The following is a 13,020-nucleotide window of genomic DNA, read 5'->3' on the forward strand; positions in this document are numbered from 1 at the left end:
TTAATGCCCCCCAATTAATTGTTCTAATATTCCTACAACTGAAGGATCCTTATCTATAAGCTTTTTAAGGACCTCCCTCAGTTCTTCGGGAGCTAACTGATTAATCCTCTCTTTTACTCTATCAATGGCTTCTGTTCCAGTGCCACTGACGGGATCAATGACGGTGACAGGATCAACAACAGGATCATTGCCACTGACGGGATCAACGACAGAATCAGAAGGCTTACTTATGCTTTTTATATACCAATCCTTAACCTTGTCTTTCACATCGTTCTCGTTCCAGGACCCCATATCTTCCTGCAGGTGATGCTTAAGGTATTTCATTATGTCAGAGTAACTTATGTCCCCATTTTCCTCAGTTAAATGTTCTTTAAGCCAATCTCTGACAGCATCAATCCAAAGACCTTCTTTTTGAGATGTGGCAATCTTAATATGATTTTTAATGTCAAGTTCAAAGTCCTCTATTTCATTAATAATCTCCCCCATCATATTAGAATCTATTTCAGTGTCATTAGACTTTGTAAAATCAAAAATTAGGTTAAATATCCTTTCAATTTTCTCCTCTTGACTGGAATCTTTGTATCTGAATAGCCACAGGGGAATATTTTGTTCTTTAACCCATTCCTTGATTTTCCATTTGACATCATTTAAGCTATTGACGTCACTAAGATCAAATATGTCAGAGAATAGCCTAATCAATTTCTTTTCATTCTCGGAACCACACCTAACATTAAGTTTCTCCTTATTTCTACCATTTTCCCAGTAGTTAAATATGTCAATGACTTTGTCTCTCATTCTTTCTTTGGTAACTTGTATTCCAGATCCAGCTTCAAATAACTGATCAACATATTTTCTCATTAAGAACGAGAGCGCCGCTATGTTAATTTTGGATTTGTATAAACCGTAGGGATGTTTTGATAGGAATTTAAGGGTGTCCCCTAAATTGAAGACCCCATCACCTTCATTTTCGATAGCCTTTTTTATTTCCCCATCCATAACAATAATTGGATGTTCCCTGCTTGCATCATCCTTAAAATTAAAGTTATTATCCACAATATAATTTCCATTATTGTCTTTTAATATGATTCTAAGATACTTATTCACACCACTTCTTGTTTTTTCTTCTAACTCTTCACGATTCTCCGCAAATAAAAATATTTCCGCAGTTTTGGGGGACCTCTCATTTTTCCAAATATTCTTATTCTGCTTTGCCTCTACTGTTTCAAGCCCATATGGAAATATTTTCCTGGAAAATTTTTCATCTATACTGTTCCCAAGCCTAGAAAACAACTCAGAGTCATCTTTTCCATAAAAGAAATATGTTAAATAATCGTTTTGTATCTCATTAATCCATTTATCAATGATTTTTTTGGCGTATTTTTCGTTTTCCTCTTTATCCTCCATATAATTATGCCTTGCAGCAATATTGCTTCTTGCTTTATACTCTAAGAATCTATCAAATTCGTCTTCACCTAATTCTTTCTTACTAACAATTAACAATTTATTTTTCAGATGATCCTCATTAGATGCTTTTATTAGATATGATTCTATTTTATTTATCTCTGTTTCATTCAATCCCAAAAACAATGCAACCTGTACCGCATAATCCTCCTTAAAGGCAGTTTCCAGGCGGGACTTTAGACTAAATTCATTTGGGGGTAAGTCAAAAATGTGAGTCTCAACTTCTCTTAGGGCATTTATACTATTCAATAACTCATTTTTATTATCCTCACTTAAAACAACGGACACTTTGTTAAAGGTATCTCTAAGGGTCTCTTTTTCCCTTTCTATTTCTTCAGAAGGCAACGTCGAACTGGATATAAGAAACATTCCATCAGGATTTTTGTTCATTATTTTCCTATTATCCATATAGTCTAGGACTTCTTTAACACGGCTTTCTTCTAAATAACCCTCAAATATATGGCAGATATTCTCTATTTCAGGTTTTAGGATACTGGCTTCCCCTAATTCAACAAGACGGTATATTAAGTTTAGTAGGAGTACAACTTTGAAAACAACAGAATACCTCTCTTCCAATGCCTCCATTTCTTCATTATATAATTTATATCTTTCAATAATAGAATAGACCTTTTCGCTTTCTATTCTTTCAAAATCCTCAAAGAAGAAATCCCATAAATTATCAGCTGTCAAGAATGGCCTTTCTGTCACATCAGATGATAAAAAGGCTTTAAAACCGTTTTTATCATTATATAAGAATTTAAATATACTCCTTTCCGTTGAACCAATCTGACGCGCAATAATTGTCGCTATATAGGCAGTGTACGGGTGGATTGGAAAAATGTTTTCAAGGGAAGCTCTTGCATCATCTTCAATTGCAGTTATTCTGTTGATTACATCCACTATTTTACTTATACTTTCATTTTTAAGTGAATTATAGCGTTTTTCGTCCTTCTTTTTTATAGTATTTTCAATTAAGTGATATGTGGTAATGCTTTCCATCGAATATTCAAGAAGTTTAAATCTTCCAAGAATTTTTTCAACATCCTCCTCTTTGCCTTTATGTTTAAGGTGGTGCGGCGTCCTGTGGGATATTATAAAGAGATATATACCGTGTTTAGCGGAGAGTTCAGCGATATTCTGAACTTCAGTTAAAAGTGGGCCTGAATTTTCAAGATCCATTATTCCTGTAAATTCGTCCCAGAAAATCATTAGATTATCAGCTATCCCCCTTTCTTTTAATTCCTCATTAACTTCTTTAAGCCATTCAGTAATATTCTTCTTTCCAATGGAAATCCTATTAGAAGAGAGAACCTTTTCGACTTTTCTCTGGATTTCAATATCCTCTTTTTCAAGCAGTGATAATATCTGTTCCTTTCCAAAAAGTTCTAATTCAGTACCTTGAAAAATACCTTCAAAATTGATAATGCCCTTGTTTAACTGTTCTATTAGATTCTCGAAATCTGTTTTTACACTTAAATCGTGTCCCTCATCTCGCAAGGCTCTTTTAACAGATTTTTCAACAAGAAGCGTGAATTCCCCAGGATCTGTAATACCTGATGTCCCCTTTATCACGACGGGAAATATCCTCTTTTTTTCTCTAAATGACCTTAATCTAGCAGCCAACTGGGAGTCCTTAATGTCGAAATCATCCAGAACTTCAGGATCATCTGATAAGAGGTGTTTAATAACCGCAGCGGCATGACTCTTTCCAGTACCGTAAGTGCCTTGGATCCAGATAGATTGCCTATTCTCAACGAGGTTGCTTTCAAGGACATCCAAGGTTTCCTTTAAAATCTCATAAAACTTTCTAGTGGGTATGAATGTCTTCCAGTAATCTTCCATTTCATTTTCTAGGTCATATGCTGGCTGAAATCTTTCATTTAATGAGATTATTTCTGAGTATCTCATTATAATTCCTCACTGTATGCTTTGATTATGTCTAAAGATTTTAGATCTTCTCTTAAACGTATGTTATCAAGGTCTGCTACTAGATCAACGCTTAAAATTCCCTTTCCTTCTTGTAAACCCCTTAATATTCGTTCAAGGTTGCTTTTTGATAATCCAAATACTTTATAGGGTCCTCCTTCCAACTCGCTTTTAAATAGTTCAGATACTGTAAAAGTCCTCCTTGAAGTATTTTCAGCCAGTTTATAAAGAGAATAGGCCACAACATATGGGTTGATTTCATTAACACCTATTTTATGGATTGATTTGACCATTCTTCCCTTCTTTTCCAAGACACCAACACCCAATTCTTTGCCTAAAGGTGAATTGTCAAAGGTGTTTACCATTGCATCGATAGGGTTACTTATGGTTCCTTTACTATAATCAGGGAAATCCAAGCCCATTCTTTCTTTTAATTCATTTTTATTAGTTAATTTTCCCCATGGAACTTTATTTAGGTACCAGTTAACCACCGCAGAATTATAATACATATTATTCCATATTACTAGCCAGGTAAACGACTTATCCTTCTTGTATACTTCTCTTAAGTAGTTTCCAAGTCTGGTGCTAACCTTTTTCTTTTCATCAACCAGTTCAGCGTCGATAAGCCACCTTAATACAGCTGGGACCTGCTTAGGTCCCAAGTTATTGTCAGAAAGCCATTTATCACCTAAAACAAAAAAGTCGTTTAACCATTCTTGCCTAAGACCAAAAGTTGAATATTTATCTATCCCTGCAGTTTTTTTCTTCATTTTAATGCCTCCTAGGGAATCATAAACAGATGATGCAATTATACACCCGTTTTTAGAGAAATAAAGGCACTTATGACACTTCTTACAGAAGTTAGAGTTTACACTCACACTGTTAATTGTTCTTAAAGCAAAGTTAGGGCATTCCGACTGACATAATCCACAGTTAACACAGAATGTCGTTTTATAAAGAACTTTCCTGATCTTTGACTTAATTGTTGAATTTTCAATATTCCATGCTTCGATTACCTGCTTATCAGACTTTGAATTCTTAAGCCTAAAGTCGACTTTACTACCGTCAATCTTTATTTCGCCCAAAAACCCGTCTTTATTTTTTTTATAATTTCGATCTCCCAGTACCTTAGACCATTCAAGAAAACTTTCCCTGGGACTAGTAATAGTCCCTTTAATCTTATCATCGTCTTCAGAAATTATTATATTTGATTCCAGATCTAAACCGAGCCCTCCAGCCCTTTTTTTCCACTGCCCCTCAGCAATGAATTTTTTCACGTTTTTCTCAGTAACGCCCCTCATCTTAGCGTACTCTTCAATGAATGATATATAAGGCTCTAAAGACTCCTTTTCAAGGTTATAATTTATAAATTCCGTCCATACTGAAGAATATGGGCATAAAATGCATCCAACCCTACTTAGACCCCATCTATAAGCTTTGTTTAAGTTTAAACCTCTGTAAAAGAGATATAGGTAAACTTCAGTTATATTCCAATCAATGACAGGACGGGCATTTATAATAGCTGAATGTTTGGATTCTTCTTCAATTCGAGAATAACTGGACCTTTTGGAGCTTTCCTCAGATCTAACACCCTCAAAAACTATGACCTCTGAATATTCCTTTAGAACATCCTTTAGCAGATTTTTAAAGGGGGATGTTTTCAATGCATCGGTACACCATCTCTTAAACCTGCTGGGTAAGCCAGCATATCTAATCAGTTCCTCTGCAGACTTAGGCGGTTTTGCTGATTTGAATTTGATTTTAGGATATTTTTCAAGATATTCTTTTTTAGTTCTTTCCACGTTTTCATAAGTAAATTTATTTTCAAGGGTGGTGTCAGAGAAGATAACGATTAAATCATCAGGTGGAATTACACGAGTTACAAGATCAAGGATGACTTGAGAGTCTTTCCCTCCACTATATGAAACCGTGAAAACAGAATTATTTTTATATATATTGTAGATGCCTTGAATGAAATCCATTGCTTCATTTTCCAGGACAAAAAGTTTGTCCTTATTCTTTTTTATCAATTCATTAACGTTTATGGGCTCTATTTCTAGTCTCCTGTCATCCTTAAATTCTATTTCAGGTTTTTCAAAGAAATTCCCACCTTTAGTTTTGGCAATGAGTTCCCCTTTGTAATAATAGTTACGTCCAATTGCCCAAACAAGCGGTTCTTCAGATTTTGGGTAATCCCAGTGTTCATCTAAACCTAGAAGATCAAGCTCCTCAAAGAAAACTGGCCTAGGAGGATTCACACCAAACTGATTTTCAGTTAAAATTACAAAATTTTCACTCTTATCCCATTTTAAGTTATATATTTTACACACCCCTTCCATATAAACAGTATTAATAATTTTAAATTAACATTATTAGTAAATTAAAATGTTATATAGTATAATGTTATTTTTCTCAATTAAAAGTATTTCTCTTTAATAAAATTAAAAACGGATATCTATGAGAAGATAGAGAAATATTTTATTTGGATAGGAATAAGCTATAGCTAGTAAATATCTTAGAGTACTCATCGAAGCCCACATGGTCACAGAAGATAGGGGCATCCATTCATCCCTGAGGCCAAATGTGGAGTACCTGTCAATTCCTTTTTTAGATGATTCCATTGACTGAATATCTTGTTCAGGTTCCTAATAAATCTACACAACCAGTATCCTCCAATGAGATCATACTCCAGTAGCCACGTGCACGTAAATAAATTATAATAAATACGTGAATAAATTATAATAAATATAATCTTCATACTTGATGATTGAAACTATAACTTGGATATAAAAAGAAAAATAACTCCTTAACCAATTAAAGAAAAACGGAGATAAACTCGGAAAAGAGTATCCGCATCTGAGATTTATCATAAACGCTCTAAATACGGATTAAAATATTATAAGTGAATTAAATGGTCTTTGAAACAGAAATAGAGGGTTTTATAACGGTCATCCAAAGAGAAAGGTTTGTTGAATAGAGAAAAATCTTTAAAGAAATGAATTTATATTTGGAAGTGCTGTTCCACTCTCCCTTCCAATGAGAATAAAAACTAAAAGATTAACTGAACATGGCGGCTACACTCCAGATATGGATGAACTTGAGAACTTCTAACGATGAAATTCCATAACCTCCGAATAATAGAAAACAAGGATGAAATCCTTTCATGTCAGAAAAATCTATTTAATATACTGGTTGGGAGAGCCACTGAAGAAATATCTGGAAAGGTTTTTGCTGGTCGTCCCATTGAAGGCACCATGTACTGGATCTCAGATCTTGGGATATGGTACATGTATAGATTTGTTGAAGGGAGCTACCACTGGAATGCTTTTGGAACAGAAAAACCATCGACTGATAGACCCAATGCAGTCTGGAGTGTAATAAATTCGCCAGTAGAAGGCATTAATAAGAGGACGGGAGGCTCCTTTGCACGTGACCCCTATGGGAACCATTACCTCATCCACAGAGGTAAAATAGGAGGGCACTACAGCAAAAGGATATTTGAGAAGAACTACCGCGGTGAATGGACATCTGTTGTTGCTGGTGATCAGGTAGAAAAGGTTGTGGTCATAGGAAAAATTGATGAAACTATTCCCGAGAAAATAAGAGACTTTGTATACGAGGTCCAGAGAATAAAGGGCATGAAAGCCGATTTTGATCTTGAAGAAAATTCTAAGAAAGAAACAGACCTCTCCCAGCATCTAGACAAAGAAACAGAAGCAGACATCTACCAGCACCTTGAAAGAGGAAAGGGGACAGACTTTTACCAGTATCTGCAGCTCCGTGGTTATTATTTCAGCCCTGAAATCGTTGAGAACTTCCTCCTATCACTCAGGGTCAAACCCTTTGTGATACTGACCGGTAACTCCGGTACAGGTAAGACAAAGCTAGCACAGCTCTACGGCCAGTACATCTCCACAGATAAAAGAAGGTACCTCGTTGTACCTGTGGGTGCCAACTGGACCGAGACGAGGCACATCTTCGGCTACCTCAACATCATGACAGGAAAATACCAGAGCACCCCGGCCCTGGACTTCATCATGACGGCACGTGAGGACCCTGATAACCCTTACATCCTTATACTCGATGAGATGAACCTGTCACACGTCGAACGCTACTTCTCTGATTTCCTCTCAGCCATCGAGAGCGGTGAACCCGTCCCCCTCCATGATGACCCTGAACGCGATGTTCCATCCAAGATATCCAAGATAAATATACCTGAGAACCTTAAGGTTGTTGGCACCGTCAATGTGGATGAGACCACCTACATGTTCTCACCAAAGGTACTTGACCGGGCAAACACCATAGAATTCGAGACCCTGAAACCCGGGAAATATCTTGAAGGCAACCCCCATGAACAGGGACCCACAGGGGATGTGGAATTCCTTGAAAACATCATGGAATACACCCCGGAACAGCTGGAGGTGCTTAAGGATGAACTCCCCATATGGAATAAACTTGTGGAGGAACTTGATTTCTTCCATGAAACCCTCAGGGCCCCGGGATTCGACTTCGGATTCAGGGTGACACTGGAGATCCTCAGATTCATGCATGCAGCCTGGATCTACGAGAAAAAACCCGGAAGATGGGAAAACTGGGAGCGTTATATGGACGCCCAGATCAAACAGAAGATCCTCCCCAAGATCCACGGCCCCGAAAGGCTCCTCAGGGATACCCTGGAGGAACTCAGGAAACACTGCAGGGACCGGTTCCCTGAATCAGAGAAGAAGCTCGAGGAGATGCAGAACACACTGAAAACCCAGCGCTACGCATCATTCATCAGGTAGTGATCACCGATGGACCAGGAGATAATCATAGAGTTCCAGGCAGGGACCCTCAGAATAAATGGCGGTACAGCCAGCAGGGAGGTGCCCCCAAGGAAAGTTGAGGTCAGCGGATACCCTGTGAGGCTCATAAATGTCCCCCTGGTTGACAGGCCCGGCCTGAATCCCATTGAACACTGCCCATACTATGATAACCTCAGTGAGATAATGCTCCTCGAGGAAACCGAATACCAGGTGCTCTTTGAACCCAGAGAATCCCTGAAGGATGTGGAGGTCATCCCCCATACAGATGAACTCTTCACGAGGATCCGATTCAAGCTCGGGGACAGCCTGGCCGGGATACTCAACTTCAGAAGCTACGCAGGTAAATCCTTCATCGGCATTGAAACACCCTATGGACGTGAAGAGATACCCGTCGAGGTGAGGTCAAAGAAGATAAACTACCATGAACAGTACCCTGCAATGCTGGCAGATCTATCAGATGAGATATCCTCCCTCATCCTCGAGGCCGACTCATCCATATTCCAGACATTCACCCCCTCAGGTGAGGATGATAAGACACTCTACGAGGATTTCCTTTTACTCGAGTACCTCTTCAGGCCCGAGAACCTCCCTGCTGCAGCTGAACACATAAACCACAGTTTCTATTCTGGCCTCGAACGTGAGGTCGAGGTGGTACCCGCAGGCCTGGCCTCAGTGGTGGACCCCGATGGGATGGTGGGGGTCCTTTCGGAACCGGCCAGCTTTGAGGGTGATGGGACCCTCAGGGTCCTCCCACAGCTGAACCTCCGGGAGACGCCTGACACTCCAGAGAACCGCTTCTACAAGTACTTCCTGGAATCAGTGGAGGAAAAGATACTCTCACTCCATGAATCAGCCCCTGATGGTTACATCAGGGACTCCCTGGAGGGTTTCCTTGATGAGGTGAACTTGCTCCTCTCTGCAGGGTGGCTGAGGGATGTGGGTGACATGCGGGTCCTTCCCCTGAACTCACAGGTCCTCCAGAAGCGGGAGGGCTACAGGGACGTGCTCAGGTACTTCTTCATCCTTGACCTTGCACTCAGGTTCACCTGGGATGAGCTGCAGGACAGTATAAGGGGCTTTGAGAGGAGGCTCAGTGAACTCTATGAGTACTGGTGCTACTTCAGGATACTCAGGATCCTGGAGGACATAACCGGGCAGAGGGTTGATCCCGGTAAGATATTCGTCAGGGACGGGTGGAAGGTGAGGCTGAAGACCGGGAACTCCATACTCAGGTTCAGGATGGATGACACCCAGATAGCCCTCTCCTACAATGGAAGCTTCGGAAGGAACACCCGCTGCAGGTCCTATTCACTCCCCTTCAGGCCCGACTACTCCATACTGGTGGATGTGGGTGAGTGCACCTACTTCATACACCTGGATGCAAAGTACCGGTCCACTGTAAGGCCCCATGACCTCTATGAGAACATCGAGGTGAGGGACGCTGAGGAGGAACTTGACAGGAAGTTCAGGGATGGTGATGTTTACAAGATGCACACCTACAAGGATGCGATACTCCACAGTGTGGGTGCCTACATACTCTACCCTGGCGATAGGGATATTGTATTTGCAGAGGGATCCGGTGACGTGCCATCTGTGGGGGCCTTCCCACTGAGGCCCGGTGAGTCCGCCGGGGATGAGAGGAAGCTGCGTGATTTCATTGAAAGGGCTATCCTGAATATAATCGAAGAAAAATAGCTCTTAGAAATCATATTATTTATTTTGGTGTGTTTAAGTACCGTGAGATAGCTTAATCCTCGACATTAATTAGTTTTGAGTTCTTTAGTGATACACCTGTAGACTCTAGGAAGTAATTCCCCAATAAGCTCTCTTTTTAGACCCAGTATTTCCAAGAATTTCGTGTCAAGTTTGACCCTTTCTTCACATTCCTTCTCAAACTGGTCAATGAGTGATGGGAATTCATATTGTTTGAGTTCATCATACAATTCGAGTAACTGTAGTATTTGTTCTTCTGTCAAGAGCTCTGTGTTTACTACATCAAAGAGAATGAGATCTGATTCCATTATGTCTGTATAGGCTTCTGTCGTTTGTTCTCTTAATAGGAGGAGATTAATTATTCCAAGCACCGAATTTAAGCAGAGTGTGTTTATCTTGGCATCAGTCCCCTCCATGAGTATATATTTGAATGTATGGGGTGCTACGAATTTTTTATCAGAATAGAATGCAAATAGGGATGTATTTTTAGAGTTTGGTCTAAATCTTCGTGCTGTGACCATGTTTGTCCATTTATTCTTCATTTTATCTTTTATGATCTTATAAGTGAATCTATCTTTTTTCTTAAATTTTGAGAGTTTCAGAACGTTTCTCCATCCTTCAAATTCTTTACTAATTATATAATCCATGGTCTCCGTAATGTCAAATCTGTTAATATCTGTTATGGTTCTTAATGCTGGTCTTAAATCATCTTTTTTTGTTTTAAAGACTTTTTCAGGCCAATTCTTGATATAAAAATATGTAAAGTCTTTTTTATCATCTTTTAGTACTAGAAATGCATGTTTTAATCTATTATTGCCGAATTTATTGGTTATAAATGCCATTTGAGAGATGCCAGCAGGTGATGCATGAAAACCCTCTTTAATTTCAGTTCTTTTTAATTTTCTCAGTATATGACCGATTTTCTTCTTAATTATTGATTGAAATTCCCCGAGAACATTACCTGATAACGTGTTTGAAAGTCCAAATAGAGGCATTAGATTATCATTGTTATCTTTAATGAGTTTATAGTCATAATCAATGACATCCAGATCTTTTCCAGCCGTGAAGGTCTCACCTTTTATATATTTAACTATATTTTCAGCATCCCGGAACGTTAGTTCATGTAGGTTCTCATTTAAGATTACAAAGCGAACCTTATCCCAATCATGTGGTTCTTTCTTCCTCGCGATCAATAATATGTCCCTAAAACGTGCATTCTCTGAGAATGCAACGTTTTTTCCTGCTTTGATTATGTATTCTATCGTATAATTCTTGATGAGATGTTCTCTTATTTTTTCCGTTGCTTTACCCCTGAAAATGTTTATGGGGATCACAAAACCTATATACCCTCCGTTTTTAACCAAGTATTCACATAGTGCAAAGAAATATCCCCAGAGGTTAACCTGTGAACCGCAGATTTCTGTCAGGGTATTGTAGGATCTTAGAACACTTAAGTAGGAATCAGGCATTTTCTCTCTATCAGAGAAAGGAGGGTTTGCTATGCAAGCATCGAATGATCTTCTCTTTATTTTAAATTGAGCGTATTTTTTTCCGTCTGCTGTAACTGCACCGCTGGAATAAGATGTGCTGTATTTGTATAAGCTTACTTGACGGGGATTAAATGAATTAAAAGTGCTTTGCACTTCTTTGGTAAAACTGGATATCTTACATGTCTCCTTTTTATATAATTTTTTTGAGAGGCTGAGTGAATCCATTATCCCAACCCTTAATTTTTCTGTTGTTGTCTTGATGGATTGAGATGAAAGATTAACAGCTGTCAAATGTGCTGCGAAGGGCATCAGATCCAGACCAGTTATGTCTTTTTCAACAAATTTTCTGTGGACCTTCTGGCTATGACAACCTTTTTTCTTTTCTTTAACTTTATATGAGGCTACTAAAAGTGTGCCTGAACCACATGCAGGATCTATTACCTTGTCATACCATCTTTGTATTGATAGCCCCGCTAAGATGTCTGCTGCGATTGGATTGGTGTAAAACGCTGCCAAAATTCTTCTTGTTTCAGGGGGTAATAAGTCATGAAATAATCTGCCCATTAAGTCGTGTTTTTACCTTTTCGGGTCTTGCCAGCTTGAGTATATGGATGATCTTATTGAGTGATTCTCTTATTTCATCATTTTCAGGTAAAATTGATAGAAGGTCTATCTGGTAAATAACCTTAAAATTTATGTCTGTGATAATGTCAAAGTGGGCTATTAATTCACTTAAAGAATTTATATGTTCAAGCTCTGGAACTTTCCCCGATTTCTTTGAGTATATATGATAAAATAGGATCTGATTAGTGATTATGTAACTTATCAAGTCAATGGCTACATTCTCAACCTCACTCTCGTCTCTTAATTCTGAGAGAGCCATGAACAAATCAAACCTTCCTGTGATGAGATTCACCAGTTTTTCAATATCTTGTTCTGATATCTTCCTTAATGTCACTTTTATCTCATTTATAGCCTCTGAAATTACTTTTATTACATTTCTTAGGGAGATCTCCCCTCTTGATTTTTTTTCTATTCTTGAAGCCAATTCATCGAAGAGTTTGTAGACAGGAGTTTTGCAGATCTCATTCATGTATTCCGTGAAAACTGCTACATTTACTTCTGCAGTTAAAACAGTTTCGTCGAGCTCTTCAGGATCGCAGGATCTTATTTCAGGAGGATAATTAATGACCATTATCTGATTTGTTTCATAGATCCGAGAGTACCTCATCGCCTGTGACAATCCTTCTAATAACTTCTTTTGTGGATTACCCACCTTCACTTCAATTAGAAAGGACTCAGAACCTTTCTTCACCAGTATGTCAACTTGTTTATCGCCTGATCTAATTTCTGTTATAGATGCAAATCCTTTTTGTTCAAGACCTTTTTTTAAAGCGGGATAAAGACTCCTTTCAGTAATTTCAAGTTCACTCACCACCACCACCTATCTATCATATGTAGATAAGTATATACAAATTTTTCAGCTCGGCTGACCTAACTCACAAATGTAAGGGCCCAAAAAGTAGTCTTATCAATTGCTGAACATGGGGGTATAACTAACGGAAGATAAAATCCGTATGAAGTTTTACCAACATATACCTCAAGGATGAAAAGGGCAAATATCT

Annotated in this window: 6 protein-coding genes; 2 read left to right on the forward strand and 4 right to left on the reverse strand. The window is 38.6% G+C overall.

Annotated features, from left to right (window positions below; translation table 11 throughout):
• Positions 1 to 3,369, reverse strand: a complete 3,369-nt coding sequence (locus tag MTCT_RS02130) for a hypothetical protein (RefSeq protein ID WP_048175326.1) — start codon at positions 3,367 to 3,369, stop codon at positions 1 to 3.
• Entirely contained in the window at positions 3,369 to 5,726 is a 2,358-nt protein-coding gene (locus tag MTCT_RS02135; protein ID WP_197538712.1) for a phosphoadenosine phosphosulfate reductase family protein, read from the reverse strand. The genes MTCT_RS02130 and MTCT_RS02135 overlap by 1 nt, the downstream gene beginning before the upstream one ends.
• A 915-nt stretch (positions 5,727 to 6,641) precedes the next feature.
• Between MTCT_RS02135 and MTCT_RS02140 the strand changes: the two genes are divergently transcribed.
• Positions 6,642 to 8,171: an McrB family protein gene (locus tag MTCT_RS02140; protein WP_231855333.1), complete on the forward strand. Its 1,530-nt coding sequence runs from the start codon at positions 6,642 to 6,644 to the stop codon at positions 8,169 to 8,171.
• Positions 8,172 to 8,180: 9 nt separating this feature from the next.
• A complete protein-coding gene (locus MTCT_RS02145) occupies positions 8,181 to 9,887 on the forward strand; it encodes a DUF2357 domain-containing protein (RefSeq protein WP_052457315.1) in 1,707 nt (568 codons plus the stop codon).
• Between the two features lie 65 nt (positions 9,888 to 9,952).
• On the opposite strand, the gene MTCT_RS02150 is transcribed toward MTCT_RS02145, so the two are convergent.
• Together MTCT_RS02150 and MTCT_RS02155 are read right to left on the reverse strand one after the other, a co-directional pair.
• A complete protein-coding gene (locus MTCT_RS02150; RefSeq protein ID WP_084126114.1) occupies positions 9,953 to 11,959 on the reverse strand; it encodes an Eco57I restriction-modification methylase domain-containing protein in 2,007 nt (668 codons plus the stop codon).
• Positions 11,940 to 12,830 carry a hypothetical protein gene (locus MTCT_RS02155; RefSeq protein WP_048175329.1) on the reverse strand — a complete coding sequence of 297 codons (891 nt, stop codon included), beginning with the start codon at positions 12,828 to 12,830 and terminating at the stop codon, positions 11,940 to 11,942. Before MTCT_RS02155 ends, MTCT_RS02150 begins: the two co-directional genes overlap by 20 nt.
• Between the last annotated feature and the right edge of the window lie 190 nt (positions 12,831 to 13,020).

The organism is Methanothermobacter sp. CaT2 (assembly GCF_000828575.1).
In the GTDB taxonomy this organism is placed as follows: Archaea; Methanobacteriota; Methanobacteria; order Methanobacteriales; family Methanothermobacteraceae; genus Methanothermobacter.